The sequence below is a fragment of the Pseudoclavibacter helvolus genome (assembly GCF_049707175.1).
Taxonomy (GTDB): Bacteria; Actinomycetota; Actinomycetes; order Actinomycetales; family Microbacteriaceae; genus Pseudoclavibacter; species Pseudoclavibacter helvolus_A.
In genome coordinates this window covers 26,385-53,059 of record NZ_JBNAFM010000015.1, presented here as the reverse complement: position 1 = coordinate 53,059, position 26,675 = coordinate 26,385, and the positions used below count along the sequence as shown (strand labels likewise).

Below are 26,675 nucleotides of genomic sequence, written 5' to 3'. Positions count from 1 at the left end.
CGATCGGATGCGCGTGCGCCGTACCTGAGAGAACGTCGGTAAGCAGGCGCGGGCCCTGCCTTACTGTCAGCGGCGGGGATGCCCGCTTCGGCGCCCCTCTCCCTCACCACTGGAAGGCTCGCCGTTGCCGAACCACGCCCCCTCCCGTCCGTATCCGCTCGGCTTCAGCACCGTCGACGGCCGTTCGAACTTCGCCGTGTACTCCGAGACCGCTGACGCCGTGTACGTGTCCACGTTTGATGAGTCAGGCAGCGAGACCCGCACGCAGCTCGAGAGCCGAACGGGCCACGTCTTCCACGGCTTCGTCGACGAGCTGCAGGTCGGCACCCGCTACGGGCTGCGGGTCGACGGCCCGTGGGCGCCCGTGCAGGGGCTGCGGCACAACGTGCACAAGCTGCTCCTCGACCCGCACGCCACGGCCGTCGAAGGGCGGTACGACTGGGGGCAGGCGGTCTTCGGCCACGACATGAACGAGCCGGAGCAGCGCGACGACACCGATTCCGCTGGCGCCGTGCCGCTGAGCGTCGTCACCGACCCGAGCTTCGACTGGGGCGACGACGCGTCGCCGCGCATCCCGCTCGACCAGACGGTCGTCTATGAAGTCCACGTCAAGGGGTTCACGCAGCTGCACCCTGACGTGCCGGAGGAGATCCGCGGCACGTACGCCGGGCTCGCGCATCCGGCCGCCATCAAGCACCTTGTTGACCTCGGCGTCACGTCGGTCGAACTGCTTCCCGTGCAGCAGTTCGTGCAAGACAGCCACCTCGAGGGGAAGGGGCTGCGCAACTACTGGGGCTACAACTCCATCGGGTTCTTCGCGCCGCACGGCGACTACGCGGCGGCCGGCGACGGCGGCGGGCAGGTCGCCGAGTTCAAGGAGCTCGTCAAGGCGCTCCACGCCGCCGGGCTCGAGGTGATCCTCGACGTGGTCTACAACCACACGGCCGAGGGCAACCACATGGGTCCGACGCTGTCGTTCAAGGGCATCGACAACGCCGCCTACTACCGCCTCGTCGAGGGCGACGAGAGCCACTACTTCGACACCACCGGCACGGGCAACAGCGTGAACGTCAGCCACCCGGCCGCGCTCGGCCTCATCATGGACTCGCTCCGCTACTGGGTGACCGAGATGCACGTCGACGGCTTCCGCTTCGACCTCGCCACGACCCTCACACGCCAGGGCGGCGACGCGGAGCTGCACAGCGCGTTCCTGACCCTCATCCAGCAGGACCCGGTGCTCGCGCCGGTCAAAATGATCGCCGAGCCGTGGGACACGGCCGGGTACCAGGTCGGCGGCTTCCCCGCGGACTGGTCGGAGTGGAACGGCAAGTTCCGCGACGACGCGCGCGACTTCTGGAACGGCAGCGACGCAACGCTCGGCACGACTGCCCAGCGCATCCTCGGCTCCCCCGACGTGTACGAGGCCAGCCGCAGGTCGCCACTGTCGAGCGTGAACTTCATCACCGCGCACGACGGCTTCACGCTCGCCGACCTCACCGCGTACAACGACAAGCACAACGCGGCGAACGGCGAGGACAACCAGGACGGCGAGAGCGACAACCGCTCGTCGAACGGCGGAGCGGAAGGCCCAACCGATGACGAGTCGGTGAACGAGCGCCGCGGCCGCAAGCGCCGCAACCTGCTCGCGACGCTGCTCCTCTCGGCCGGCGTGCCGATGCTGCTCGGCGGGGATGAGCTCGGCCGCACGCAGGGTGGGAACAACAACGCCTACTGCCAGGACAACGAGATCTCCTGGTTCGACTGGGAGGCGGTGGATGCGGACCTGCTCGAGTTCACGCGCACGCTCATCCGTCTGCGCGCCGAGCATCCCGCACTGCGGCCGGCCTGGTTCCGTCAAGCACCGGATACGGGCGCGAGCGACACGGTTGACGTGCTGCGGTCGGACGCGCGTGGTTTCGACGACGCAGACTGGGACAACCCCGAGGCGCGGTCGATCGCGTTCGTGTTCACGCACGATGGCGCCGACGCGTTCGCGTTGCTCCTCAACGCGGCCGAGAACGCCGTCGAGTTCACGGTTCCGGATGCGCCCCACGGCTCCTGGGAGCTGTCGCTGTCGAGCGACGACGAGCAGCGCGTCAGCGCCCCCGTGACGACACTCATGGTCAAGGAGGGCTCGTTCACGCTCCTGAGCTCGCCACTCCAGCACTGACCGGTGTGGCTTCGCCTGAGCCCTCCCCGGAACGCCCCTCCGCGGAGGGCTCAGGCGACGGGCAGCCTCGCCGGAAACATGCGGCAAATGCAGGTTCGCGAGCGCCGGGATCCTGCATTTCTCGCGTGGATGCGGCGCGCACGCGGGTTACGCCCGTGTCCACCCCCTGCCCGCAGATGTCGCCTCGCCCCTAACTTTGAGACATGTCAGCATCCGCAACTGCGTCCGTAGCGTCTGTCACGCCTCCGAGCCGCGTCATCATCGTGCACGGGTACCGCGCGAACGTCGACGCGCATTGGTTCCCGTGGCTTCGGGAGGCGCTCGCCGACCGCGGCATCGCGGCGACGAGCGTCGTCCTCCCGCTGCCGGATTCCCCCAACGCCGCCGACTGGCAGCGCGAGGTCGCGCTCGCTCTCGGGACGCCCGATGAGCGCACCTGGATCGTGGGCCACTCCCTCGGGGCGGTGACCACGCTCCGCACGCTCGCCGCCCAGCTGGGCGATTGGCGTCTCGGGGGCGTCGCCTTCGTTGCCGGCTTCACCGGGCGACTCGACACGCTCCCCGACCTCGACGACTACCTCGCCGAGGAGGTCGACGTCGAGGGCCTGGTCGAGCGCATCGGCACCCGCGTTGTGATCCGCTCGGATGACGACAGCCTCGTGCCGCCCGCCGCCTCAGATGAGCTCGCCCGCCGACTCGACGCGCAGCTGCACGTGGAGCCGGGCGCGGGCCACTTCCTCGAAGCGACCGGCGTGACGGCCTTGCCCGCCGTCCTGCACATGCTGGTTGGCGGCGAGCGACAGAGCTGATCTCAGACCGCTCGCGCCGCCAACCTGTGCGTCAGCTGGGAGCCCGAAACGGGTTTGTGACACATCGGGGGTGGGGTGCGTCTCCTCTGTACAAGCCCACACGGTGCATCGACACCGGGGGCAGAGACCACAGAAAGAGAGATCATCATGGCGAACACGACCCCCAACACGACCCCCGCCCCCAAGACGGTCCAGACGTCCAACAGCGTCGTCCCCACCGGCCACTCCGACGGACGCGGCACGACGACCATCGTCGACAGCGTCGTTGCACGCGTCGCTGGCATCGCGGCTCGTGACGCCCGCGGTGTCTACGACCTCGGAGGTGGTGCAGCCCGCGCGATTGGCGCCATCCGCAACGCCCTCAACGCAACGGACCAGAGCCAGGGTGTGAACGTTGAGGTCGGCGAGAAGCAGGTCGCCGTCGACGTCACCATCGTCGCCGAGTACCCCGTGTCGCTGCAGGATGTCGCCGACGGAGTCCGCGCAGACGTGATTCGCGCGATCGAGACCATCGTTGGCCTCGAGGTCACCGAGGTGAACGTCACGGTCAACGACGTGCACCTGCCCAGCGACGACGACAACAAGAACGATGAGACGGAAGAAGCGCGAGTCCAGTGAACACCACATCCCTCACACGAACCGGCATCCTCATCGGCGCGGTCCTCGCGCTGACCTGGATCATCCTCGGATTCTGGGCGTTCTTCTTCGTCGCGATCGCAATGGTCGTCGGCGGGATCATCGGCCGTATCCTCGAGGGCAAGCTCGACGCGACGGCACTCGTTGACGTCATCCGAGGCAGGAACACCTCCTCATGAGCGCCGCCGCGACCACACTCAGCGGCGCGGCGCAGCGAGGCACAACACGACTCACCGCGAAGGCCCTGACTCGTCTCGTGTCAGCTGTCGCCGGTGACGCGCTCGGGGTCGACGCTGGCAGCGTCAGCGTCGACCTCGACGACCACAACGGCAAGCTCGCGCTCCGCCTAAGAACCCCCATCCGGGTTCCCTCGCTCGCCCGCATCCGCGAGCAGCCTGGCGCGCTGGAGCGCAGCGGTGGCCCGCTCCTTGAGCGAATCGACACCGCCAAGTCCACCATCCGGGACCGCGTGCAAGCCCTCAGCGGCTCGCACATCGCCCACGTCACCATCCGGGTGACTGGGCTCGACATCAAAGCCGAGGAGCGAGTCAGATGAGCACCCCCACCTCGCTGTACGCGCGCATCTCCAGGCGCGAGACGCACTCCCCACGGTCTGCGCTCGCGATCACCGTCGCCGTGCTCCTCATCATCGTGGCGGCCTGGGTCGGCACGGAACTCGTGCTCTCGCTGCTGGCACTGCCAGCGCTCCTCGTCGCGCCGGCCGACATGTTCACGTCGACGCTCGGCGTGCTCGAGCAGCCGGCTCAGTACGTCGGCATCGCCGGTGTGATCGTGGCCATCATCGGGCTGGTCCTGCTCATCGCAGGCCTCGCCCCGGGGCGCCGCGCACGCCACACGCTCACGTCGACCCGAACCGCGACGGTCGCCGACAACGCGGTCATCGCATCCGCTCTCGCCCGGCACGCGGCACACGTCGGCCACGTCAGCCCAGACAACGTCACCGTCTCGGTTTCCCACCGCCGCGCCGACGTGCACCTGGTGCCCGCATCCGGGGTGCCCGTCGACTCTGCAGCAATCGCCGCGGTCGTCAACGAGCAGCTCGAGCAGTACAACCTCAACCCCCGCGTCACCGCCAAGGTGCGCGTCGCAGAGAACGGGAGGGTCGGCGCATGAACAGCACCAACCGAGGCCTGAATCGCCTCCTCATCGTCGCCCTCGGCCTCGTACTCCTCGTTGTCGGCGCGGCTGCCGCCGTCGGCGCCTGGGTGCCAGGCGCGAAGGATGCGTGGACGCCGGTCTCCGAAGGCGTGCAGACGCAGACGAGCAGTTGGCTGCAGCAGACCCCGCTCGCCGACACCGGATCGAGCTGGATCCTCGTCGCCCTCGTCGCCCTCATCGTGCTCGGCATCATCCTGTTGCTGGCCTTCAGCCTGCGACAGGGCCAGGGGCGAACAGGAACGATCATCCGCGACCGCAGCCCGGAGACGGGCCGCACCATCGTCGACGTCTCCGTCGCACGGGACGCGCTCTCGGACGCCCTCGACGCCCGCGACGAGTTTCTCTCAACCAGCGTCTCCGCCTACGACGTGAAACGCACCCCGGTGCTCAAGGTTTCGGCGACCTGCCGACGTGGCGTCTCCCCCAGGGACGCGACCGCGATCGTCGAGCAGAACCTCGAAGCACTGGATGCGCTCCTCGGCAAGCAGGTGCCGGTGCTGCTGCGGCTCAGCGGCGGCTTCCGAGCCCGAGTGCAGCAGTCGACGCGACTGCAGTAGCCCACCCCAGCCACTAGACCCCAAAGCGGCACCGCCAACCGGCGGGACCGCATCCCCCAACAGAAAGGAACTGCCATGAGCGCAGGAGACAAGATCAAGAACGCAGCCGAAGAGTTTGGCGGCAAGGCCAAGGAAGCGATCGGCAAGGCAACCGACAACGAGAAGCTCGTCGCCGAGGGCCAGGCCGACCAGGCCAAGGCCAACGTGAAGCAGGCTGGCGAAGACGTCAAGGACGCCTTCAAGAAGTAGCGTTCACGAGCACCAGCGAAACGGCAGTCACCCCTCGGGGCGGCTGCCGTTTCGTTGCGCTGCTTGGTGCTGGTTCGCTCACCGGCGCCGCAGGGGTGAGCGCTGTTTCCCGTCGGCGTCGAAGTTCTCTGGTGCCAGCCACGCCTCGAAGGCCTCTCGCTTGCTCGGCCATTCCGTGTCGATGATCGAGAACCAGGACGTGTCGCGCGTGCGCCCCTTGTAGACCGTCGCCTGCCGGAACGTGCCTTCGAAGACGAACCCGAGGCGCTCGGCGGCCCTGCGCGAGGGCTCGTTGAGGCTGTCGCATTTCCACTCGTAGCGGCGGTACCCCAGCTCGTCGAACACGTACCGCATGAGGAGGGAGTGCGCCTCGGTCGAGATCGGCGTGCGCTGCATCGCGCGGGAGAAGACCACCCACCCCACCTCGATCACGCCGTTCGCCGGGTCGTGTCGCATGAGCGCGAGGGTTCCGACGGCCCTCCCCGTGGCGGCGTCGATCACCGCGTAGTGCCGCGGGTCTGTGCCCTGCGCCTGCGTGTGCGCGAACGCCAGGTAGGCGTCAAACGACTCGAAGGGCCCCACCGGCAGGTACGTCCAGTCACGGTCGGGGGATGCGGCGTACGCGGCGTGCAGGTCGCTCGCGTGGCGGTCCGGGTCGAGGCGCTCCAACGAGCACCACCCGCCGTCGAGTCGCTCGGCTTCCGGCAGGGGCCGCGTCGTCCAATCCGGCAGGGCCTCGCCGATCGGCTGCCCGGCCGGCGAGGTCCTGCTGTTGCCTGCGTTGTGTGCGCTCACGCCTCAATGCTAGAAGGCGTGCGGTCACGCGTCAGGCGTGCGCTGCGAGCCTCGTCCACGTCTCCACGACCGTGTCGGGGTTGAGCGACAGCGACGAGATGCCCCGGTCGAACAGGTACTGGGCGAGCTCCGGGTGGTCGCTCGGCGCCTGCCCGCAGATGCCGACGTAACGGCCGTGCTTCGTGCACGCGTCGATGGCGAGGTCGATGAGGTGCAGCACGGCGGGGTTGCGCTCGTCGAAGCTGTCGGAGATGAGGCCGGAGTCGCGGTCGATGCCGAGCGTGAGCTGCGTGAGGTCGTTCGAGCCGATCGAGAAGCCGTCGACGAGCTCGAGGAACTGCTCCGCGAGCAGCGCATTCGACGGGACCTCGCACATCATGATCACCTCGAGGCCGTTCTCGCCGCGCCGCAGCCCGTTCTCGGCGAGGCGCTCGACCACCGCACAAGCTTCATCCACCGTGCGCACGAAGGGGATCATGACCTTCACGTTCGTCAGCCCCATGTCGTCGCGCACCAGCCTGATCGCCTCGCATTCGAGCGCGAACGCCTGTGCGAAGTCGTCGGAGATGTAGCGGGATGCGCCGCGGAAGCCGAGCATCGGGTTCTCCTCGACGGGCTCGTAGCGGGCACCGCCAAGCAGCCCCGCGTACTCGTTCGACTTGAAGTCGGAGAGGCGCACGATGACGGGCTTGCCGTCGAACGCGGCGGCGAGGGTCGCGACGCCCTCGGCGAGGCGGCGCACGAAGAAGTCAGCCGGGGAGTCGTAGGCGGCGATGCGCTCCTCAATCTCCGCGCGCAGCTCGGCGGCCTGGTCGTCGAGCTCGAGCAGGGCGCGCGGGTGCACGCCGATCTGGCGCGAGATCACGAACTCCATGCGGGCGAGCCCGACGCCGTCGTTCGGCAGCGCGGCGAGGGTGAACGCGGCGTCCGGGTTACCGACGTTGAGCATGATCTTGCCGGGTAGCTCCGGGAACGAGTCGAGTTCGATGCGCTCCACCTCGATGGGCAAGATGCCGGCCAGCACCGCGCCGGTCTCTCCCTCGGCGCACGTCACGGTCACCTCGTCGCCGTCCGCGAGCCGCTCGGTCGCATCCACCGCGCCCACGACCGCGGGCACGCCGAGCTCGCGGGCGATGATCGCGGCGTGGCAGGTGCGCCCGCCACGGTTCGTGACGATGGCGGATGCGCGCTTCATGATCGGCTCCCAGTCGGGGTCCGTCATGTCGGCGACGAGCACGTCGCCCTGCTGGAACTCGCTCATCTGCGACGGCGAGGTGAGCCGGCGCACGACGCCCGCGCCGATGCGCTGCCCGATGGCCCGCCCCTCGACCAGGGTCGCGCCGCGCTCCTGCAGCGCGTGTCGCTCCAGGGTGCCGGCCGCTCGCCGCGAGACGACCGTCTCGGGTCTGGCCTGCAAGATGTAGATGCGCCCGTCGACGCCGTCCTTGCCCCACTCGATGTCCATGGGCCGCCCGTAGTGCTCCTCGATTGCGAGGGCCGCCTCGGCCAGCTCGGTGACCTCGGCGTCGGTGACCGAGAACCGGCGCTGCGCATCCGGTGCCGTCTCGACGAACTCGGTGGTCCGCCCGACGCGTGTGTCCTCCGTAAACACCATGCGGGTCGCTTTGCTGCCGACGCGGCGCGACAGCACCGCAGGTCGCCCCTCGCGGAGGGTGCGCTTGTGCACCGTGAACTCGTCCGGGTTCACCGCGCCCTGCACGACGCCCTCGCCGAGCCCGTAGGCGCTCGTCACGAACACGGCGCCGTCGTAGCCCGACTCAGTGTCGACGCTGAACATGACGCCGGCCGCACCCTCGTCCGAGCGCACCATGCGTTGAACACCGACGGAGATCGCGACGCCGGTGTGCGCGAAGCCCTGGTGCACGCGGTACGCGATGGCGCGATCGGTGAAGAGCGACGCGAACACCTTGCGGGTCGCGTCGAGCACGTTCTCGATGCCGGCGATGTTGAGGAACGTCTCCTGCTGCCCCGCGAACGACGCGTCGGGCAGGTCCTCGGCCGTGGCGCTCGAGCGCACGGCGACGAGCAGCTGGCCGTCGGTCTCGGCTTCGAGCGCCGCGTAGGCCGTGCGCATCGCTGACTCGAGCTCGGGAGCGAGCGGGGCCGCCTCGATGCGCGAGCGGATGCGCGCCCCGACGATCGCGAGGCGCGCCACGTCGTCGACGTCGAGGCCGACGATCTCGCCGCGGATCCACGAGTCGAGGCCCGTCTCGCGCAGGTGCCGATTGAAGGCGCTCGCCGTCGTGGCGAAACCATTGGGGACACGCACGCCGGCGTCGTGCAGGTTCGCGATGAGCTCGCCGAGCGAGGCGTTCTTGCCGCCAACCTCGGGGAGATCCGCGAGGCGAACGTCGCTGAAGGGCAAGACGTAAGCCTCGTGGCTCGTGGATGCGTCTGCGGCGGCCGGGGGTTCGTGGAGCAGCGTCATGATGAGTCCTTCTGGGTGTCGTCGTTGACAAGTGGTGACGGGGTGCACTCAGTATTCGGCGCAGAAGCGGGCCTCTTTCGTGAAATGAGTCGTAAAGAAGTGGTGTTCTTGCGCTAGCGTCATGCCATGCCCGCCGACGTGTACACCGCCTCCGTGCTCGGAGCCCGCATCCGCCACTACCGCTCGAATGCGAAGCTCACGCTCGACGACCTCGCCGCGCTGCTCGAGACAAGCCCCAGCCGCATCTCGCTCATCGAGAACGGACGCCGCGAGCCCAAGCCATCGGAGCTGCCCTCGTTCGCCACGGCGCTCGGGGTGACGGTCGAGGATCTCGTGCGCGCCGAGGCGCCAAACAGCCGCGCAGCGCTTGAGCTCGAACTGAAGCGCGCCCAGTCGTCGCCGCTGTTCGCGGGACTCGGCCTGCCGAAACTCCGCGGCGGCAAGGGCATGCCAGACGACACCCTCGAGACGCTCGTCGGCTTGCACCGCGAACTCGAGCGACGCGCGCAGGCCGCGTCCGCAACGCCGGAAGAGGCGCGCATCCGCAACACCGAGCAGCGTGCGTGGATGCGGGAGCGCAACAACTACCTGCCCGACATCGAGGCGGTCGCCGAGGAACGCCTCCGTCAGGTCGGGCACGTCGCTGGGGCGCTCACGCACCGCGAGGTGCACCTCATGGTCGAGCAGCTCGGCCTCGAAATCGTCTACGCCGACGACCTTCCCCGCTCGACGCGCAGCATCACCGACCTCGAGAACGGCCGCATCTACCTGCCGCCGGAGTCGATCCCGGGCGGCCACGGGTTGCGCTCGATCGCCCTACAGGCCGTCGCGCACCGCATCCTCGGCCACACACCCCCAGACTCGTACGCCGACTTCCTGCGACAGCGGCTCGAGATCAACTACTTCGCCGCCGCGTGCCTCATCCCCCGCACCCAGGCGGTCGACTTTCTCAGCGCCCGCAAGAAGGACAGAGACCTCGCCGTGGAGGACTTCCGCGACGCGTTCGGCGTCACCCACGAGGCCGCCGCACTGCGCATGACAAACCTCATGACCGAGCACCTCGGGATGCGCGTGCACTTCCTGCGCGTCGGTGCCGACGGCGAGGTGTACAAGGCGTACGAGAACGACGACCTGCCGCTACCGCTCGACGTGACCGGCGCCGTCGAGGGGCAGATCGTGTGCCGCCGCTGGGGTGCGCGCCGCGCGACGGAGATCGAGCACCGCACCACCGAGTTCTGGCAGTACACCGATACCCCGGCTGGCACGTTCTGGAGCACCATCCAGACCGGAAAATCCGCCGAGGGGGTCTTCTCGATCACCTTCGGCGTGCCGTTCGACGACGCCAAGTACTTCCGCGGGCGCGACACCGAGAACCGCCAAGTCTCGCGCTGCCCCGACGAGACCTGCTGCCGACGCCCCGACCCAGCCCTCGCCGCACGCTGGGCCGGACGCGCCTGGCCGAGCGCCCGCCTGCACGCGCAGATCCTCGCGTCCCTACCGGCGGGCCGCTTCCCAGGCGTCGACGACAGCGAGATCTACGCGTACCTGGAGCGGCACGCGCCGTAAGGCTCGGAGGTCGGCAAGCTCAGGCTGGCAGGATCGCGACCAGCTGCGCCCGCACCTGGTCGACAATCTCGTCAACCGAGAGCGAGACGTTGATCGACGCTGCCATGGTGGTGAACATGATGGCAGAGGTGACCTGCGCGAGGGCGCCGGCCGTGTCGGCCGTTGCCGACGTCTCGCGCTCGATGACCTCGGCCACGAGCTCCTGGGCCTGCCGCGTCAGCGTCAGCGCCTCTGCATGCCGAGGCTCTTCTGGGTCGCCGAAGACCATCTCCCGCAGGTAGGTGCGGCCGTTCTCGACCTGCTTGCGGTTGCAGGCGACGACGGGGCGAAGCACGGCAAGCACGCCGTCGAGCGCGCCGCTCGTCTCGGCCGCAGCCGCCCGGCCCTCCTCGAGCGCAGCCTCGTACATGGAGTTCTGCACGAGCAGCAGCAGCTCACCCTTGGTCTTGGCGTAGAGGAACAGCGTTCCGGTGCCGATGTCGGCGCGATCCGCGATCTCCTGCGTGGTGACGTCATCGACCCCACGCTCGGCGAAGAGCTCGCCAGCCACCGCCGTGATGCGCTCGAGCTTGTCGAGCTTGTTTCGCTCGCGGCGACCCATCGGACGGGCGTCGGTGACCATCGAGGACTCCTCGGGGAATAATTCATGAGCAGGCTCAGTTATGAGTTCAGTCGTTACCGTGTCGAGTCGGCACTCGCGCCAATTCTTCCACGCGGCCGCAGAGCCCGTCTGCACCCACGACCCCACCCCAACACCACGAAAGAGCCTCACATGCCATCACTTCAGGGAGCAGTTGTCCTCGTCACCGGTGCGAACGGAGGTATCGGCACGAACTTCGTGCGCGAAGCCCTCGCCCGCGGCGCCGCCAAGGTCTACGCCACGGCCCGCACACCGCGCACCTGGGACGACGAGCGGGTTGTCCCCCTCGCCCTCGACGTCACGGACCCAGCATCCATCGCGTCAGTTGTCGAAGCCGCGCCCGACGTGACCGTGCTCATCAACAACGCCGGCGCTTCGGTCTCATCCCCCAGCATCCTGTCGCACAGCGACGAGGAGATCCGAGCGAACGTCGAGACCAACTTCCTCGGGCCACTCTTCCTTGCCCGCGCGTACGCGCCGCTCCTCGCGGACCGTGAAGGGGCAGCCATCATCGACGTACACTCGGCTCTCAGCTGGTACGCCGCGCTCGGCATCTACAGCGCCACGAAGGCCGCGCTCTGGTCGGTGACGAACTCACTGCGCCTCGAACTGCAGCCAGCAGGCGTGCACGTCGTCGGCGTCCACGTCGGCTGGGTCGACACGGCCATGGCGGCGCACACTGACGACCCCAAGACCGATCCGGCCGTGCTCGTCTCGAAGGTCTTCGACGCGACCGAGGCCGGCGAGTACGAGGTGCTCGCAGACGAGACATCGGTGCAGTTGCGGGCAGGACTCAGCGCCCCACTCGAGGCGATCTACCCGCAACTCGGCACGACCACCAACTAGCGGCTTCCTCGACCGGGGAGGGGCTCCGACACCAGGCGGCACCCCTCCCCGCGCCGCGCCGCCCCGCGGCCCGCGGCCCGCGCCAGGACCTTGATGGGTTTCGCTGACCCTGATGGGTTTTTTCCCATCACCGGTCGGCGAAACCCATCAACGTCGCTGGGGTCGAAGCACACACGGCCAGCACCGACGAGGATCTCGCTTATCGAGCGCCGCGAGTGTGACGACGGCTGATCACGGGTTACTGATGACCACCTTGCCGCGAATACCACCGTCCCGCAGCGACTCGAGTGCGAGCGCCGTCTCGTCGAAGGGGAAGACGCGCCCCACGACGGGCCTGAGCGCTCCACGCTCGATGAGCGCGGTGATCTCGCGCAGTTGCTCGCCGCTCGCGCGCATGAAGAGGAAGCGGTAGTCGACGCCGAGGCGTTTTGCCTGCTTTCGGACTTTGCCGCTGAGACCGGCAATCGCGAGGCGCAGCACGGGGTTCAGCCCGGCCGCCTTGGCGTACTCCGGGGTGGGCGGCCCGGAGATGCCGACGGCGATTCCACCGGGCTTCAGAATGCGGAGCGACTTCTCGAGGTTCTCGCCACCAAGACTGTCGAGCACGAAGTCGTAGCCACTGAGCAGCTGTTCGAAGTCCTCGGTCCGGTAATCGATCGCGTGGTCAGCGCCGAGCCCGCGAACGAACTCAGCGTTCGACGCGCTGACAGTAGTAGCCACCTCGGCTCCGAGGTGCTTCGCGAGCTGGATCGCGATGGACCCAACCCCGCCCGAGCCGGCGTGGATGAGCACCTTCTGTCCGCGTTGCACGTTGCCGATTTCGACGAGCGCCTGCCATGCGGTCAGCGCGACGAGTGGCAGCGAGCCAGCCTCCTCCATGGAGATCGACGACGGTTTGGGCGCCACATCCGCTTCGTCGATTGCGATGCGTTCGGCAAACGTGCCGATGCGGTGATCACGGGGCCTCGCGTAGACCTCGTCGCCCGGATGGAACTCGCGAACCGCGGCGCCAACCCGGAGCACCGTTCCGGCGACATCGTGCCCGAGGGTCAGCGGCAACTTATACGGCAGGATCTGCCTGAATTCGCCGATGCGGATCTTCTCGTCGAGCTGGTTCACACCGGCGGCCTGGACGCGGACGAGGACGTCGTGATCACCCACGACCGGCTCGGCGACGTTGGCCTCGTGCAGGGGCGTCTTGTATTTGGAGAAGGTAAACGCGCGCATGAGTGCAGCTCCGGTTCCGGGTCTCGACTTGAGGATGCACCCAACGTTAGCCGAGTCGACTCAATTCTGAGTCAACTCAGACATATTGCCAATCGATCCCGAAGGGCGCCAGGCACCTCACCCAGGGACCAGGAATCCCTGGATGAGCGAGTCCTGAATCGGTGAAGATCGACGCAGCAGAATGGTTCCAGCGGCCAGACTGGCCATTCGCTTCCTCAGCATCTCGGGCACCTCGCCCGCACAACCCAGGAGAACCTCGTGCCGAAGAACATCGACATCCCCGTCCCATCACTCAATGGCAAGCTCGCCCTTGTCACGGGTGCGAGCGACGGAATCGGCTTCCACATCGCATCCCGCCTCGCCCGCGCAGGCGCCGAGGTCATCATGCCCGTGCGCAACCGCGAGAAGGGCGAGAAGACGGCCGAGCGCATTCGTAACTCGAACCCCAGCGCGAAGCTCGAGCTACGCACCCTCGACCTCTCGTCGCTCGCCTCGGTCACGGCACTCACCGACGAGCTCGTCACCGACGGACGCCCCATCAACATCCTCATCAACAACGCCGGCGTCATGACCCCGCCCGAGCGTCGAGCGACGAGCGACGGGTTCGAGCTGCAGTTCGGCACGAATCACCTCGGCCACTTCGCGCTCACCACGGGCATCCTCCCGCTCCTCAAGGCGGGCAAAGCGCGCGTGACCACGCAGGTCAGCGTCGCGGCGAACCAGGGCGCCGTGCACTGGGATGACATCAACTGGGAGCGCAGCTACAGCAACATGGGCTCGTACAGCTCGTCGAAGATCGCCACCGGCCTGCTCGGCATGCAGCTGCACCGGCTCAGCGAGGCGAACGGCTGGGGCATCACCAGCAACCTCTCGCACCCCGGCGTCTCCCCGACGAACCTGCTCTCGGCGCAGCCGGGCATGGGTCGCTCGAAGGACACCACCGAGGTGAAGGTCATCCGCGTGCTCTCCCGCATCGGCATCGCCGGCACCCCGCAGAGCGCAGCTCTCCCCGCGGTGCTCGCGGCGACGAGCCCCGACGCCAAGGGCGGCCGCCTCTACGGCCCCAAGGGGCCGGGCCACATCGGGGGCGGCCCCGCAGAGCAGAAGCTCTACTCACGAGTCGCCGGCGAAGCGGATGCGCGCCGCATGTGGGAGCTGTCCGAGCAGCTCGTCGCCGAGCACGCCGCACGCTAGCTCTCGCGCACGCGCATCCACCCCGCGCACGCGCATCCATCCCGCTCACGCAGGGCGCGCATCCGCTCGCCCCGCACGACGCCGCGAGCTGCCGCAAATGGTCGCCATACTGCCCGCATGACGACCCTTTGGGGCAGCTCGCGAACGTGACGAGACCGCGCGACGCCGCACACGAGGGGCCTTGCACAACAACACCCCTGGAACGGAGACTCAGCCACATGGACAGAGCCCAGCTTGCAGACTTCCTCCGCAGCCGCCGCGAAGCGCTGCAGCCGGAGGACGTGGGCCTCAGCAGGGGCCTGAGGCGCCGCACCTCCGGGCTGCGGCGCGAGGAGGTCGCGGCGCTCAGCGACATGTCGGTCGACTACTACAGCCGCCTCGAGCAGCGCCGCGGCCCGCAGCCGTCCGAGCAGATGCTCGCCGCCATCGCGCGCGGACTGCGGCTCACCGTGCCGGAGCGCGACCACCTCTTCCACCTCGCCGGCCACCAGCCTCCGAAGCGCACCGCCCTCAGCAGCGAGCACGTCTCGCCCGGTCTCATGCGCATCCTCGACCGCCTCGCCGACACCCCGGCGCAAGTGATGTCGGCGATGGGCGAGACGCTCGTGCAGACCCCATCGGCGCGTGCTCTGTTCGGCGACGAGACCCGCTTCACTGGCAACGCGCGCAGCGTCGTCTACCGCTGGTTCACCGACCCGGCAGCCCGAGACGTCTACCCCGCGGCCGACCACGCGAAGCTGTCGCGTGCGTTTGCTGCGGATGCGCGTGGCTTCGCCGCGCAGCAGGGCCCCGAGTCGCGCGCCCAGCGGGTCGTGGATGCGCTCCTCGCGCAGAGCGGTGAGTTCGCAGCCATCTGGGCCGACCACGAGATCAACGCGACGCACGAGCTCGAGAAGCAGGTGCAGCATCCCGAGACCGGGGTGATCACCGTGCAGTGCCAGTTCCTCGTCGACCCGATGCAGGGGCAGACGCTGCTCGTGCTCACGGCGACGCCCGGCACCGACAGCTACGAAAAGTTGCAGCTGCTCTCCGTGCTCGGCACCCAGCGCCTCACCGCGGAGGCCTGACGGCGCGGCACGACGCGGCGCGGCACGACGCGGCACGGCACGAGCGCGGCGCGGCGCATCCATCACCGCGACGGCCCACGAAGTTGTGGCGTTCTGCTGTTGCGCCGCTTCCCAAGGACACTTCGCCACAACCCTGTGTCTCGTGGAACCTCGCACGGCGCTCCGACCGACCGTCCTCCAACAGCGCTTCGCATCCAACCATTCCGCTGTGTCGGTACACAGTGGATGCGCATGAGCGGCCCCTAGCCTGGTCGCGTCGCTGGCGACACGGACCCGGCGGCTGACGACTGCCGCGGGCGAGCGACGTCACGCGGGCAAGAGACGACAAGGGAGCCCAGACATGACAGATTTCAACGGACGCTCAGTGCTCATCACCGGCGGGGCCGGCGGCATCGGCGCCGCAACCGCAGAGGAATTCCTCAAGCAGGGTGCGCGCGTGGCACTCGTTGATCTGTTCGCGGAGCCGCTCGAGGCGACGCGCGAGCGACTCTCCGCGCACGGCGAGGTCATCGCGATCACGGCCGACGTGACCCGCGAGGCAGACGTCGAGCGCTACGTCGCCGAGACGGTCGAGGCGTTCGGCACGATCGACGTGTTCTTCAACAATGCCGGCATCGAGGGCGCAGTCGGCCCGCTCACGGAGGCGAGCGTCGACAACTACGAGAAGGTGTTCGCCGTCAACGTGCGCGGCGTCTTCCTCGGCATGAAGCACGTGCTCAAGGTCATGACTGAGCGCGGCAGCGGCAGCATCATCAACACCTCGTCAGAGGCTGGCCTCGACGGGGCGCCTGGTGTCTCCGCCTACGTCGCCTCGAAGCACGCGGTCGTCGGCTTCACGAAGTCGGCCGCGCTCGAGGTCGCCTCGACCGGGGTCCGGGTCAATAGCATCCACCCGTCCGGAGTGAACACGCAGATGGTGCGGCGCCTCGAGGAAGGCTTCGGCGGCGGCGACACCGAGGCGGCGAAGGCCGGCTTCCAGGCAGCGATTCCGATGGGCCGCTACGCGGAGCCGCTCGACATCGCTCGGGTCGTGGTGTTCCTCGGTTCCGACGAGGCGTCGTTCGTCACGGGCGCGCAGTGGCGCGTCGACGGCGGCAACGGCGCTCGTTAGCCGCCCGCCAGGGCGTGCCCGAAACACCCGAAGACTCTCAAGACCCGAAGACCTGAAGACCTGAAGACAGAGTTGTGGCCCGATGCAGTTCCTGATTCCAGGAACTGCATCGGGCCACAACTTTCGAAGCTTCGGCGGCGGCGTCCGGCACAGCGGCGCACCGCGGCCCACCGCGGCACCTAATCGCCCGCAGGCTTCTTCGTGGTGGCGCGGCGCTTACGGACCGTGCGCGGCCGCTCGTCGCCGGGGCCGTCCGAACTCGGCTCGTGCATCCGCGCTGGCCGCCATACGACGACCTCGGTGCGCCTCGCCGTGCGCCGCCCGTGCGCGAGCGGCACGACGTCGCCGCGCTCACCGGCCGCGAAGACGCGACCACCGAGCCGCGCGAGGCGCTCGTCGGCGAGTTCGCCTTCGAGGGCTCGCACGCGGCGTCGGAGTCCAAGCACCTCGCGTTGCAGTTCGAGCACGCGCGCAATGCCCTCGAGGCTCACGCCTTCATTCGAGAGCACGGCAATCTCGCGCAGCTGCGCTACGTCGCGGAGCGAGTAGCGACGCACGCGCCCAGAGGTGCGCTGCGGGGTGACGAGACCCATGCGGTCGTACTGCCGCAGGGTCTGCGGGTGCATGTTCGCGAGCTCCGCCGCCATCGCGATGGCGAAGATCGGGGCGTCTTCGTCGAGGTCGGAGGGGAATGCCATGGGCTCGCCTTACCTGCCCTGGCGGGCGAGGCGGAGGAGGTCCTCGCGGGGGCTCTCGTCGCCGGAGGCGGCGACGAAGTCGGCGAGCGCCTTCTCTTGCGCGCTCGAGAGGCGGCTGGGCACGGCAACCTCGAGGTGCACGAGCAGGTCGCCCTTGCCCTTCTTGGTCTCGATTCCTCGTCCCTTGACGCGCAGCGTCTTGCCGTTGGGGGTACCGGGTGCGACCTTCACGCGCACGGTGTTGCCATCGACGGTCGGCACCTCGATGGTGGCGCCGAGCACGGCCTCCGCGAAGGAGACGGGCACGGTCACCTCGAGGTTGAGGCCGGAGCGTGTGAACACGGGGTCGGGGCGCACGGTGACGGTGAGGATCAGGTCCCCGGCTTCGCCGCCGTTGGGGCTCTGTCCGCCCTTGCCGCGAAGTCGGATTTTCTGTCCGTCTTCCACACCGGCCGGAATGCGCACCTTCACGACACGCCCGTCCTGGCCCTGCAGCTCGACCGTGTCGCCCTTGATGGCGGTCATGAAGCCGAGCGTCGTGGATGCGGTCTGGTCGCGCCCCTTCTGCGGTCCGGTCTGGAACCCGGCTGGTCGACCAGCGCCACCACCGAAGCTGCCGGGGCCGAAGCCACCGCCGCCTCCGCCGAACATCGAGCCGAGGAGGTCTTCGAAGTCTGCGTTCGAGGCTCCGCGGCGTGCGCCGCCGCCGTTGAACATGCCGCCGAAGACGTCCTCGAAGCCCGCGCCCCCCGGACCGCCTGGCCCCTGTTGGAAGCGGGCACCGGAGCCCATGGCGCGCATCTGGTCGTACTCTGCGCGGTGCTCTGGGTCGGAGATGACCGAGTAGGCCTCGGAGATCTCCTTGAACTTCGCCTCGGCAGCGGTGTCTCCCGGGTGCGAGTCAGGGTGATACTGACGCGCGAGCTTCCGGTACTGCTTCTTGAGGTCTTTTTCGTCTACGTCCTTCGATACGCCGAGCACCGCGTAGAAGTCCTTGTCAAACCAATCTTGACTGGCCATATGGTCCTTCTGTTCCTAGATATGAGCACGAGAGGGGGCCCGCAGCAGCGGTGCCCCCTCCCGTGTTCGATCGGGCGGATGCGCCGATCGCGGTGCTTATGAAGCGGGTACGAACACCGCTGCCTTCGCGACGCGGACGACGCGGTCGCCGACCGTGTAGCCGCGCTCGACGACGTCAGCGATCGTGTCGGTCGTGACGTTCGGGTTGGGCAGCTGGGCGATCGCCTCGTACCGCTGCGGGTCGAAGGCTTCACCCACTTCTCCGTACGAGGCGAGGCCGAGACGTTCGACCGCGCTGCGCAACTTGTTGGCGATGACCGCCATGGGCGTGTCCTCTTCGAGGTCGCCGTGCTTCTGGGCACGGTCGAAGTCGTCGAGCACTGGGAGGAGGGAGCGAAGCACTTCGGCCTTGGTGGCGTCGTACGCTTCGGTCTTCTCGCGGTCGGTGCGGCGGCGGTAGTTGGCGTACTCCGCCTGGACGCGCTGCAGGTCCAGCAGGCGCTCCTGCGCGAGATCGCTCTCGCCTGGGGTGCCTTCGGTTGGCGCGTCCTCCGCACCTTCGCCGCTGAGGAGCTTCTCGAGATCCTCGACGCTCAGGCCTTCAGCCGCGGCGTCAGCAGCCTGGCCGGCGGCCGGGTCGGCGGAGTCCGTCTCGGACCCCGCCGACTCGGCGTCGGCAGCCTTGCCGAGGTCGCGAACTTCGCCAGTCTCCGGGTCGATCCGACGCTTGTCGTTGATGATCGGCTCGCTTGCTTCTCCCGAGTTCTCGGGACCGCGTGCTTCTGACTCGTTTCGCTCTTCAGCCATGGGTTACTTCTTGTCCTTGTCGTCCTCGTCGTCCACGACCTCGGCGTCGACGATGTCGTCGTCGGCTGCCTGGTCTCCGGCGGGTGCGTCGGCCGCGGGGGCCTCTGCTGTCTGCTCAGCCTGGGCTGCGGCGTAGATCGCTTCGCCGAGCTTCGTCTGGCTGGTGTTGAGCTTGTCGAGCGCGGACTTCACTGCAGCGTCGTCGTCGCCGGCGAGGGCCGTCTTGAGGGCGTCGACGTCGCCTTGGACCTCGTTCTTGACGTCGGCGGGGAGCTTGTCGTCATTCTCGGTGAGCACCTTCTCGACCTGGTAGACCGTGGTCTCGGCGATGTTGCGCTGCTCGGCGCCTTCGCGGCGCTTCTTGTCCTCTTCCGCGTGCTCTTCAGCTTCGCGGACCATGCGCTCGATGTCTTCCTTGCCGAGGCTGGAGCCACCGGTGATGGTCATCGACTGCTCCTTGCCCGTGCCTTTGTCCTTTGCGGAGACGTGCACGATGCCGTTGGCGTCGATGTCGAACGTGACCTCGATCTGCGGCATGCCGCGCGGGGCGGGTGCGATGCCGGTGAGCTCGAAGGTGCCGAGGTTCTTGTTGTCGCGGGTGAACTCGCGCTCGCCCTGGAACACCTGGATCTGCACGGACGGCTGGTTGTCGTCGGCCGTCGTGAAGGTCTCGCTGCGCTTGGTCGGGATGGCCGTGTTGCGCTCGATGAGCTTGGTCATGATGCCGCCCTTGGTCTCGATACCGAGGGAGAGCGGGGTGACGTCGATGAGGAGAACGTCCTTGCGCTCACCCTTCAGCACACCAGCCTGGAGGGCTGCGCCGACTGCGACGACCTCGTCAGGGTTGACACCCTTGTTCGCTTCCTTGCCGCTGAGCTTCTTGACGAGCTCGGCGACTGCCGGCATACGAGTGGAGCCACCGACAAGCACAACGTGGTCGATCTCGTCGACCTTGATGCCAGCCTCGCGGATGACGTCTTCGAAGGGCTTGCGGGTGCGCTCGAGGAGGTCCTTGGTGAGGTCCTCGAACTTCGCACGGGTGATGCTGGTGTCGAGGTTCGCCGGGCCGTTCTCCGTGAGGGAGAGGTAGGGCAGCTGGATGCTGGCGCTGGTGGAGCTGGAGAGCTCCTTCTTGGCCTGCTCGGCGGCTTCCTTCAGGCGCTGCAGGGCGATCTTGTCGTTCGAGACGTCGACGCCGGTCTGCGACTTGAATTCGGTGATGAGGTACTTGACGAGACGGTCGTCCCAGTCGTCGCCACCGAGGCGGTTGTCACCGGCCGTCGCGCGAACCTGGATCGTGGAGAAGTCGTCGTCCTTGCCCACCTCGAGGAGGGAGACGTCGAAGGTTCCACCACCGAGGTCGAAGACGAGGATGAGCTCGTCTTCCTTGCCCTTGTCGAGGCCGTAGGCGAGGGCGGCTGCGGTCGGCTCGTTGATGATGCGGAGCACGTTGAGGCCGGCAATCTCGCCGGCTTCCTTCGTCGCCTGGCGCTCGGCGTCGTTGAAGTATGCGGGGACGGTGATGACCGCGTCGGTCACCTTGTCGCCGAGGTACTGCTCTGCGTCGCGCTTGAGCTTGCCGAGGATGCGCGCGGAGATTTCCTGCGCGGTGTACTTCTTGTCGTCGATGCCCTGGGTCCAGGTGGTTCCCATGTGGCGCTTGACCGACGAGATGGTGCGGTCAACGTTCGTGACCGCCTGACGCTTGGCGGTCTCGCCGACGAGGACGTCGCCGTCCTTCGTGAAGGCGACGATCGACGGGGTCGTGCGGAAGCCCTCGGCGTTTGCGATGACCTTCGGCTCGCCACCTTCGAGGACTGCGACAACCGAGTTCGTCGTTCCGAGGTCGATTCCAACAGCACGTGACATGTGTGGTTCTCCTTCTGTAGGGATGTGTCTGTGTGAGTCTTCGTCGGCCCAGGGCCCGAACTCCCGACAATCGGGGCGGACAGACCTGAGCCGTCTGCGCTCAAGTTTACTCAGCACCAGGTGCGAGTCAAGCTCAGCGCCTGAGAGTTGAGTGAGAGCGACTCAAGTCTTGTCGATGTCCTGAAGCTCATGTCGATGTCATGCGGCGCAACGTACCCGCACGCCGAGTCACGTGACTTCAGGCACGTCGCCTTTGTGACGCGGTTCCTGGACGCCGCCTGAGCTTCCTGACACGCTCTCGCCAGCCGCCGCACCCGGCGTGCCCCCGCAGCGCCTCCCCGCGCCTCCCCGCGCATCCTCCTACGACAGGACAGCCATGTTCAGACGCCGCTCCACCATTTCCGCCGCCGTCATCGGCGCCGCACTCACCTCTCTCCTCCTCAGCGGATGCGCCACTGGGCAGAGCACCGCAAGCGCCGGGTCCGAGACCCCCGTCGCCGGCGGCGACCTCGTGCACGCCGTGACAGCGATCGCCGACGGCTGGCAGCAACAGCAGTCCAACAACTGGCACAAGAGCCAGGTGTGGACCCAGCTGGTGGAGACCCTCGTGTACGTCGACAACGCCGGCGAGGTGCACCCGTGGCTCGCCGAGTCGTGGGAGGAGAGCGACGACGGACTTCAGTACACGCTGAAGCTGCGCGACGACGTCACCTTCTCGGATGGCACGGCGCTGACCGCCGACGTCGTCGCCAAGAACCTCGAGGTGCTCGGCCTCGGCGACGAGAGCAAGGGCATCCCACGATCCCCGATCGTGCCGGGCGAGTTCGCGAGCGCCGAGGCCGTCGACGACACGACCGTGCTCGTGACCCTCAGCGCACCGAACCGCGGGTTCATCCCGAGCCTCGGGTTCTTCGCGGCCGGCATCCTCGGCGAGCGCACCATCGACCTGCCGCTCGAGGAGCAGTCGAAACTCGAGAACGTCGTCGGCACCGGACCGTTCGTCTTCGAATCTCAGGTGCCGGAACGCGAGATCGTCGTCACGAAGCGCGACGACTACAACTGGGCGAGCGAGGCGTTCGACCACGAGGGCCCCGCCTACCTCGACTCGATCACCTTCAACGTGCTCGAGGAGGACTCGGCTCGGCAGGGAGCGCTCGAGGCCGGCCAGGTCGACTCCGTGCACTTCGTGCAGCCGAGCGAAGAGCAGCGCCTCATCGACGACGGCTTCAACGTCATCTACGGCGAGTACCTCGGCACCCCCATCAACTTCGTCCTACGGCCCACCGCCGAGATCACGGATGATGTCAACGTGCGCCAAGCCATTCAGCATGGCGTGAACCGCGAGGAGATCGTCGACACCGTCTACAACGCCAACTGGAAACCGGCCACCTCCTCAGTGCAGGCCGCCACGCCAGGGTGGGTCGACCTGAGCGAGCACCTCGCGTTCGATCAGGATCTCTCCAACCAGCTCCTCGACGACTCCGGCTGGACCGAGCTGGACGGCGATGGCTACCGCAACAAGAACGGCACGCGCCTCACGATCCCCGCCTACACGTCGCCGTTCGTGAACGGCTCCAACCAGATCCTCGAGCTCGCCAAGCAGCAGCTGAAGGCGATTGGTATCGAACTCGAGATCCGCCAGTCGGACGCGAGCACCTACAGCGACGTCTTCGCCGCGGGCGGCACGCCGATCTTCCCCGTCGCCAACTCGTTCCTCGACGCGACGACCCTGCGCCAGTACTGGGGCCAGGACTTCACCAACCAGTTCCAGCTCGAGAACGGCGAACTCGAGGAGCAACTCTTGGGCGTCACGCAGACCGCGAACGGCACCGAAGAGCGGGCGGCGAACCTCGCCGAGGTGCAGCAGACCGTCATCGACGAGGCCTACACGATTCCGCTCGTCGACAACTACCAGGTGTTTGTGACGAGCGCGGACGTGCTGGGCATCCAGACCAACGCCGTGGGACGCCCGTACTTCTACGACACCTGGCTCGACCGGTAGGCGCGGGGGCCGGGCGCTCACACGGCGAACCGTCCTCGGACGCTCTCCGCCGCGCATCCCGAGCACCTCACGGGTCGTGGAACTCGACCGGGAAGTCGGCGATGTGCAGACCGGATGCGCGGATCGCGTCTTCGATCGGCGTGCGGTGGGCGGCGGGTGCGATGACGTGGACCCGATCGACGCCGTCGACCGGCGTGCCGCCCCCGTCGGCCCAGAAGCTGGTCACCTCGTGCTCGTCGGCGAGCTCGGTCAGCAGGTCGACGTAGGCGGCCTGCTGGCCGGGAAGGATCGTCGCGCCAAGCCGCGTCGAGTTGAGCTCGACCGTTCGGGTCGCATCGAGCCCCGCCGCGAGCAGCAGTCGCGTCGAATGCTGCACCAAGGGCAGCAGGTGCGCGTACCCGGACGGTGCGTCGTCGAGCGAGACGAGCGCGAAGCGGCCGTCCTCCCAGATCGCGGGCTGCACGGATAGAGCCGGCGCGAGCTCGGCGAGCTCGTCGACAAGCGGCTCGGCTTCGAATCCGAACGTCGGGCACGCGTCGGCGGTGAGGGCGCGCCTGGAGGAATCGGTCTCGCTGTGCAGCGAGATGACCCCGCCCGCCTCGGTCGCGACCCGGATCGACCAGCTCACGGCACTGGGATAGGCCGAGGCGCAGAGGTCGCCGAGCAGCGTGCCAAGGTGTTCTCGATCGACGCTCAACCCGACCCAGGAGATCGGGTCGACGAACAGGGGCGCCTCAACCCAGCGCTCATGCTTCACCTCACCGACGCCGGGCAGCTCGTCGACCTGCTCCGCGAACGCGTCAAACTCGGCCGTCGGGCGGTCGAAGTGCGTCTCGTTCACCATCCAGCTGAACAAGGTGCCAACGGCGAGCAGCATCGCGACGAGCGCTACGACGAGAGCGGCGAGCCACACTCGGGTCCTGAGCCTCATGCATCCACCGACTTTCTGCTTCCGCTCCAACGTCCCGGCCACTGCCCGCGCACGCTGTCGGAGCGACGTCTTCCCACCTAACGGTGCCACGCGCACGCCACTGCGCGGTTGACGCCAGGAGAACGGCCGGCAAACGTCGACGGCGGGGCCGTTCGCCTCCGCGCCGCCTCACGCACATAGAATCCGCGCATGGCATCTCCTGGCCGCGCCGACGACGGCGCTCCCTCCCCCAGCCACCCGACTCCGAGCGGCAGAGTCGAAACCGTCGACGGCGGGACGGCGGTCACGCCGAAGGAGCTGAAGCGGCGGGCGACCGCGTGGGCCCTCTGGGATGTCGGCAACTCGGCGTTCCAGGCGGTCGTCGTCACGTTCGTCTTCGCCACTTACCTGGCGAGCGACCTCTTCATCGACCCGCAGATCGCCGCGCTCGGCGACGCGAACCCGCTCGACCCGCAGTACCTGGCCGCGCAAGCCGCATCCACGAACGTCATCGCAAATCTGAGCACGGTCGCCGGCCTGCTCGTCGCCCTCATCGCCCCGGTGCTCGGCCAGCGTTCCGATGGCTCCGGCAAACGCAAGCTGTGGCTCGGCATCTTCACCGGCATCACGGTCGTCATCATGCTGGCGATGTTCTTCATCCAGCCGGGCGAGGAGTACCTCTTCTGGGGCGCGCTGCTGCTCGCCGTCGGCACGATCTTCGCCGAGCTGAGCGGCGTCAACTACAACGCCATGCTCTCGCAGGTCTCCACGCCCAAGAACGTCGGCCGCATCTCGGGCATCGGCTGGGGCCTCGGGTACCTCGGCAGCATCGTGCTGCTCGTGCTGTTGCTGGTGCTGTTCATCCAGTCGTTCGGCGTCGAGGGTCGAAACGGCGTGCTCCAGGTGCCGAGCGGGGCGGATGGGGGTGCGCTCGATATCCGTTTCGCCATCGTCCTCGCGGCCGTCTGGTACGTGGTCTTCGCACTGCCCATCATGTTCAGGGTGCCGGAGATCCCGAAGGACGCGGACCGGCCGAAGGTCGGGTTCCTCGCCTCGTACGGCATCCTGTTCCGACTCATCGGACGCCTCGCGAAAAGCGACCCGAGGTTGTTGCTGTTCCTCGCCGCGAGCGCCGTGTTCCGTGACGGACTGCAGGCGATCTTCGCCTTCGGCGCGATCCTGGCAGCGCAGGTGTACGGCTTCGCGCCGAGCGAGGTCATCTACTTCGCGGTCGCGGCGAACCTCGTCGCCGGGCTCGGCACGCTCGCCGCCGGCTGGTTCGACGACCGGTTCGGCCCGAAGCTCGTCATCATGGCGTCGCTGGTGTCACTCACCGCGTTCTCGGTCGTGCTGCTTTTCCTGCCATCGGAGCAGACCGTGTTCTGGATCTTCGGCATCGCGCTCTGCCTCTTCGTCGGGCCGGCGCAGGCCGCGAGCCGCTCCTACCTGTCGCGCGCGACGCCTCCGGGCCGCGAGGGCGAGCTGTTCGGCCTGTACGCGACGACAAACCGCGTCGCGAGCTTCATCACGCCCGCGCTCTTCAGCCTCTTCGTGTTCCTCTCCGGCAACCCGAAGATGGGCATCATCGGCATCGGCATCGTGCTCTTCGTGGGCTTCCTCATGATGCTGCCCGTGCCGAGCAAGGTGAGGCAGGCGAGCGCGTAGCGGGATGCGCGCGAAGCGATCCCGAGTGTTACCCCCTGGGCCAGGCGCGCTGGCGGAATGTCGGTGGCCCGAACCAGACTTACTTCCATGACGCACGAACCCGCCAGCACCACCGCCAAGCTCCCCACGACCCTCCTTGGCGATGGACTCGTCACGACCGTGCAGGGCTATGGCGCGATGAGCCTCAGCGATGCCTACGGCCCGATCGACGACGAGCAGGCGCTGCGCACGCTGCAGCATGCGGTAGATGCGGGCATCACGTTCATCGACACGGCCAACATCTACGGCGACGGCCGCAGCGAGCGAACCATCGCGAAACTCTTCCCGTCGCAGCGGGAGCGCATCCAGCTGGCCACCAAGTTCGGCATCACAAAGGGCGACGGCGTCGGCAAGCGCGGTGTGCGAGGTGACCGCGCGCACGTGCGCGAGCAGGTCGACCTGTCGCTCAAGCGGCTCGGCACCGACTACATCGACCTCTACTACCAGCACCGCGTCGACCCGAACGTGCCCATCGAGGAGACGATCGGGTTCGTCGCCGAGCTCGTTGCGGAGGGCAAGGTGCGCCACATTGGACTGAGCGAGCCGACGGGCGCCGAGATCATCCGCGCCGCCGCCGTGCACCCGATCGCCGCCGTGCAGAGCGAGTACAGCATCTTCAGCCGCGACCTCGAGGCGCACGTCCTCCCCGCCATCCGCGAGGTGGGGGCCGGCTTCGTGCCGTACTCCCCCGTCAGCCGCGGCCTGCTCACCGACTCCTGGGCCGAGCTCGAGGCTACGGCCCCCAACGTGCGCGCCAACTTCCCGCGCTTCTTCCCCGAGCACCTGCCCACCAACCGCGCGCTGGCCGGCGAGGTCGCAGCCGTCGCGACGCAGTTCAGCGAGCAGCACGGGCGTCATGTCTCGGTCGCCGAGGTCGCCATCGCGTGGGTCTACGCTAAGTCAGCCGAAATCGGCGTGCGCGTCTCGCCGATCCCCGGAACCCGCAGCCCGCAACGCGTCGACGAGAACCTCCGTGCGATCGGCCTCACGCTCACCGCCGACCAGCTTGCGGTGCTGGATGCGCTCGGCGAGCGAGTCGTGGGGCACCGCTCCGCAGACCCAGCGTGGACGTCGCAGGGCCGCGAAGAAGCTCAGCTCGCGGCCTCCTGACCCGACGCGGGCGCCCCACATCCACCGCCTCGCGTCGTTGACAGCAGGGGCGCCGCAACG

General features: G+C 68.0%; 25 protein-coding genes. 16 read left to right on the top strand and 9 right to left on the bottom strand.

All coding sequences use genetic code 11. From position 1 onward, the window contains the following. The first annotated feature begins 124 nt into the window (after positions 1-124). The 8 genes from glgX (at position 125) to ACPYN9_RS12825 (ending at position 5,600) form a co-directional block, all read left to right on the top strand. Positions 125-2,170, top strand: a complete 2,046-nt coding sequence (glgX, locus tag ACPYN9_RS12860; protein WP_424466933.1) for a glycogen debranching protein GlgX — start codon at positions 125-127, stop codon at positions 2,168-2,170. Positions 2,171-2,373: 203 nt separating this feature from the next. Next, a complete protein-coding gene (locus ACPYN9_RS12855; RefSeq protein WP_424466932.1) occupies positions 2,374-2,979 on the top strand; it encodes an RBBP9/YdeN family alpha/beta hydrolase in 606 nt (201 codons plus the stop codon). A 147-nt stretch (positions 2,980-3,126) separates the two neighbouring features. Further along, a complete protein-coding gene (locus ACPYN9_RS12850; protein ID WP_424466931.1) occupies positions 3,127-3,597 on the top strand; it encodes an Asp23/Gls24 family envelope stress response protein in 471 nt (156 codons plus the stop codon). Continuing rightward, on the top strand, positions 3,594-3,794 hold the full coding sequence (locus tag ACPYN9_RS12845; RefSeq protein ID WP_424466930.1) for a DUF2273 domain-containing protein: 201 nt from the start codon (positions 3,594-3,596) through the stop codon (positions 3,792-3,794). Before ACPYN9_RS12850 ends, ACPYN9_RS12845 begins: the two co-directional genes overlap by 4 nt. Next, positions 3,791-4,171, top strand: a complete 381-nt coding sequence (locus tag ACPYN9_RS12840; RefSeq protein WP_424466929.1) for a hypothetical protein — start codon at positions 3,791-3,793, stop codon at positions 4,169-4,171. The genes ACPYN9_RS12845 and ACPYN9_RS12840 overlap by 4 nt, the downstream gene beginning before the upstream one ends. Then, positions 4,168-4,749 (top strand): DUF6286 domain-containing protein, encoded by a 582-nt coding sequence (locus ACPYN9_RS12835; RefSeq protein ID WP_424466928.1) that lies wholly within the window; start codon positions 4,168-4,170, stop codon positions 4,747-4,749. The genes ACPYN9_RS12840 and ACPYN9_RS12835 overlap by 4 nt, the downstream gene beginning before the upstream one ends. After that, positions 4,746-5,351, top strand: a complete 606-nt coding sequence (locus tag ACPYN9_RS12830) for a hypothetical protein (protein ID WP_424466927.1) — start codon at positions 4,746-4,748, stop codon at positions 5,349-5,351. Before ACPYN9_RS12835 ends, ACPYN9_RS12830 begins: the two co-directional genes overlap by 4 nt. A gap of 75 nt (positions 5,352-5,426) precedes the next feature. Beyond that, positions 5,427-5,600, top strand: a complete 174-nt coding sequence (locus tag ACPYN9_RS12825; RefSeq protein WP_424466926.1) for a CsbD family protein — start codon at positions 5,427-5,429, stop codon at positions 5,598-5,600. 78 nt (positions 5,601-5,678) lie between these two features. Here the strand turns inward: ACPYN9_RS12825 and ACPYN9_RS12820 are convergent, their stop codons facing one another. Then, positions 5,679-6,395, bottom strand: coding sequence for a GNAT family N-acetyltransferase (locus ACPYN9_RS12820; protein ID WP_424466925.1), 717 nt, complete (start codon positions 6,393-6,395; stop codon positions 5,679-5,681). Between the two features lie 31 nt (positions 6,396-6,426). Then, the gene (gene ppsA / locus ACPYN9_RS12815; protein ID WP_424466924.1) at positions 6,427-8,844 is read right to left on the bottom strand and encodes a phosphoenolpyruvate synthase; all 2,418 of its coding nucleotides are present in this window, start codon (positions 8,842-8,844) and stop codon (positions 6,427-6,429) included. A gap of 126 nt (positions 8,845-8,970) precedes the next feature. On the opposite strand from ppsA, the gene ACPYN9_RS12810 reads away from it, so the two are divergent. Next, positions 8,971-10,410: a helix-turn-helix domain-containing protein gene (locus tag ACPYN9_RS12810; RefSeq protein WP_424466923.1), complete on the top strand. Its 1,440-nt coding sequence runs from the start codon at positions 8,971-8,973 to the stop codon at positions 10,408-10,410. 19 nt (positions 10,411-10,429) lie between these two features. Here the strand turns inward: ACPYN9_RS12810 and ACPYN9_RS12805 are convergent, their stop codons facing one another. Continuing rightward, positions 10,430-11,032, bottom strand: coding sequence for a TetR/AcrR family transcriptional regulator (locus ACPYN9_RS12805; protein ID WP_424466922.1), 603 nt, complete (start codon positions 11,030-11,032; stop codon positions 10,430-10,432). 150 nt (positions 11,033-11,182) lie between these two features. Between ACPYN9_RS12805 and ACPYN9_RS12800 the strand changes: the two genes are divergently transcribed. Beyond that, positions 11,183-11,896, top strand: coding sequence for an SDR family oxidoreductase (locus ACPYN9_RS12800; RefSeq protein WP_424466921.1), 714 nt, complete (start codon positions 11,183-11,185; stop codon positions 11,894-11,896). 231 nt (positions 11,897-12,127) lie between these two features. Here ACPYN9_RS12800 and ACPYN9_RS12795 read toward each other — a convergent pair whose 3' ends face one another. Beyond that, positions 12,128-13,123, bottom strand: coding sequence for an NADP-dependent oxidoreductase (locus ACPYN9_RS12795; RefSeq protein ID WP_424466920.1), 996 nt, complete (start codon positions 13,121-13,123; stop codon positions 12,128-12,130). 258 nt (positions 13,124-13,381) lie between these two features. Here ACPYN9_RS12795 and ACPYN9_RS12790 point away from each other — a divergent pair, with 258 nt between their 5' ends. The 3 genes from ACPYN9_RS12790 (at position 13,382) to ACPYN9_RS12780 (ending at position 16,495) form a co-directional block, all read left to right on the top strand. Continuing rightward, positions 13,382-14,317, top strand: coding sequence for an SDR family oxidoreductase (locus ACPYN9_RS12790; RefSeq protein ID WP_424466919.1), 936 nt, complete (start codon positions 13,382-13,384; stop codon positions 14,315-14,317). Positions 14,318-14,535: 218 nt separating this feature from the next. Beyond that, complete coding sequence (locus tag ACPYN9_RS12785) at positions 14,536-15,384, top strand: helix-turn-helix transcriptional regulator (protein ID WP_424466918.1); 849 nt, start codon at positions 14,536-14,538, stop codon at positions 15,382-15,384. A gap of 340 nt (positions 15,385-15,724) precedes the next feature. Next, positions 15,725-16,495: an SDR family NAD(P)-dependent oxidoreductase gene (locus ACPYN9_RS12780; protein ID WP_424466917.1), complete on the top strand. Its 771-nt coding sequence runs from the start codon at positions 15,725-15,727 to the stop codon at positions 16,493-16,495. A 179-nt stretch (positions 16,496-16,674) separates the two neighbouring features. Here the strand turns inward: ACPYN9_RS12780 and ACPYN9_RS12775 are convergent, their stop codons facing one another. The 4 genes from ACPYN9_RS12775 to dnaK all read right to left on the bottom strand — a co-directional run bounded on the left by ACPYN9_RS12775 (position 16,675) and on the right by dnaK (position 20,889). After that, positions 16,675-17,193, bottom strand: coding sequence for a heat shock protein transcriptional repressor HspR (locus ACPYN9_RS12775; RefSeq protein ID WP_424466916.1), 519 nt, complete (start codon positions 17,191-17,193; stop codon positions 16,675-16,677). Positions 17,194-17,202: 9 nt separating this feature from the next. Then, the gene (locus tag ACPYN9_RS12770; RefSeq protein WP_424466915.1) at positions 17,203-18,213 is read right to left on the bottom strand and encodes a DnaJ C-terminal domain-containing protein; all 1,011 of its coding nucleotides are present in this window, start codon (positions 18,211-18,213) and stop codon (positions 17,203-17,205) included. 96 nt (positions 18,214-18,309) lie between these two features. Next, on the bottom strand, positions 18,310-19,020 hold the full coding sequence (locus ACPYN9_RS12765; RefSeq protein ID WP_424466914.1) for a nucleotide exchange factor GrpE: 711 nt from the start codon (positions 19,018-19,020) through the stop codon (positions 18,310-18,312). A gap of 3 nt (positions 19,021-19,023) precedes the next feature. Then, on the bottom strand, positions 19,024-20,889 hold the full coding sequence (gene dnaK, locus ACPYN9_RS12760) for a molecular chaperone DnaK (protein ID WP_424466913.1): 1,866 nt from the start codon (positions 20,887-20,889) through the stop codon (positions 19,024-19,026). A gap of 376 nt (positions 20,890-21,265) precedes the next feature. Between dnaK and ACPYN9_RS12755 the strand changes: the two genes are divergently transcribed. Further along, positions 21,266-22,891: an ABC transporter substrate-binding protein gene (locus ACPYN9_RS12755; RefSeq protein WP_424466912.1), complete on the top strand. Its 1,626-nt coding sequence runs from the start codon at positions 21,266-21,268 to the stop codon at positions 22,889-22,891. A gap of 67 nt (positions 22,892-22,958) precedes the next feature. Here the strand turns inward: ACPYN9_RS12755 and ACPYN9_RS12750 are convergent, their stop codons facing one another. Continuing rightward, complete coding sequence (locus tag ACPYN9_RS12750) at positions 22,959-23,822, bottom strand: hypothetical protein (RefSeq protein WP_424466911.1); 864 nt, start codon at positions 23,820-23,822, stop codon at positions 22,959-22,961. A 189-nt stretch (positions 23,823-24,011) separates the two neighbouring features. Here ACPYN9_RS12750 and ACPYN9_RS12745 point away from each other — a divergent pair, with 189 nt between their 5' ends. Beyond that, the gene (locus ACPYN9_RS12745; RefSeq protein ID WP_424466910.1) at positions 24,012-25,466 is read left to right on the top strand and encodes an MFS transporter; all 1,455 of its coding nucleotides are present in this window, start codon (positions 24,012-24,014) and stop codon (positions 25,464-25,466) included. Between the two features lie 87 nt (positions 25,467-25,553). Beyond that, on the top strand, positions 25,554-26,615 hold the full coding sequence (locus ACPYN9_RS12740) for an aldo/keto reductase (RefSeq protein ID WP_424466909.1): 1,062 nt from the start codon (positions 25,554-25,556) through the stop codon (positions 26,613-26,615). Positions 26,616-26,675: the final 60 nt, after the last annotated feature.

Coding starts and splice junctions, on each gene's coding strand:
- ACPYN9_RS12755 (WP_424466912.1), top strand. CDS start 21,266: ATGTTCAGACGCCGCTCCACCATTTCCGCCGCCGTCATCGGCGCCGCA.
- ACPYN9_RS12800 (WP_424466921.1), top strand. CDS start 11,183: ATGCCATCACTTCAGGGAGCAGTTGTCCTCGTCACCGGTGCGAACGGA.
- ACPYN9_RS12850 (WP_424466931.1), top strand. CDS start 3,127: ATGGCGAACACGACCCCCAACACGACCCCCGCCCCCAAGACGGTCCAG.
- ACPYN9_RS12795 (WP_424466920.1), bottom strand. CDS start 13,123: ATGCGCGCGTTTACCTTCTCCAAATACAAGACGCCCCTGCACGAGGCC.
- ACPYN9_RS12840 (WP_424466929.1), top strand. CDS start 3,791: ATGAGCGCCGCCGCGACCACACTCAGCGGCGCGGCGCAGCGAGGCACA.
- ACPYN9_RS12810 (WP_424466923.1), top strand. CDS start 8,971: ATGCCCGCCGACGTGTACACCGCCTCCGTGCTCGGAGCCCGCATCCGC.
- dnaK (WP_424466913.1), bottom strand. CDS start 20,889: ATGTCACGTGCTGTTGGAATCGACCTCGGAACGACGAACTCGGTTGTC.
- ACPYN9_RS12825 (WP_424466926.1), top strand. CDS start 5,427: ATGAGCGCAGGAGACAAGATCAAGAACGCAGCCGAAGAGTTTGGCGGC.
- ACPYN9_RS12805 (WP_424466922.1), bottom strand. CDS start 11,032: ATGGTCACCGACGCCCGTCCGATGGGTCGCCGCGAGCGAAACAAGCTC.
- ACPYN9_RS12745 (WP_424466910.1), top strand. CDS start 24,012: ATGGCATCTCCTGGCCGCGCCGACGACGGCGCTCCCTCCCCCAGCCAC.
- ACPYN9_RS12830 (WP_424466927.1), top strand. CDS start 4,746: ATGAACAGCACCAACCGAGGCCTGAATCGCCTCCTCATCGTCGCCCTC.
- ACPYN9_RS12740 (WP_424466909.1), top strand. CDS start 25,554: ATGACGCACGAACCCGCCAGCACCACCGCCAAGCTCCCCACGACCCTC.
- ACPYN9_RS12855 (WP_424466932.1), top strand. CDS start 2,374: ATGTCAGCATCCGCAACTGCGTCCGTAGCGTCTGTCACGCCTCCGAGC.
- ACPYN9_RS12770 (WP_424466915.1), bottom strand. CDS start 18,213: ATGGCCAGTCAAGATTGGTTTGACAAGGACTTCTACGCGGTGCTCGGC.
- ppsA (WP_424466924.1), bottom strand. CDS start 8,844: ATGACGCTGCTCCACGAACCCCCGGCCGCCGCAGACGCATCCACGAGC.
- ACPYN9_RS12835 (WP_424466928.1), top strand. CDS start 4,168: ATGAGCACCCCCACCTCGCTGTACGCGCGCATCTCCAGGCGCGAGACG.
- ACPYN9_RS12750 (WP_424466911.1), bottom strand. CDS start 23,822: ATGAGGCTCAGGACCCGAGTGTGGCTCGCCGCTCTCGTCGTAGCGCTC.
- ACPYN9_RS12785 (WP_424466918.1), top strand. CDS start 14,536: ATGGACAGAGCCCAGCTTGCAGACTTCCTCCGCAGCCGCCGCGAAGCG.
- ACPYN9_RS12775 (WP_424466916.1), bottom strand. CDS start 17,193: ATGGCATTCCCCTCCGACCTCGACGAAGACGCCCCGATCTTCGCCATC.
- ACPYN9_RS12780 (WP_424466917.1), top strand. CDS start 15,725: ATGACAGATTTCAACGGACGCTCAGTGCTCATCACCGGCGGGGCCGGC.
- ACPYN9_RS12765 (WP_424466914.1), bottom strand. CDS start 19,020: ATGGCTGAAGAGCGAAACGAGTCAGAAGCACGCGGTCCCGAGAACTCG.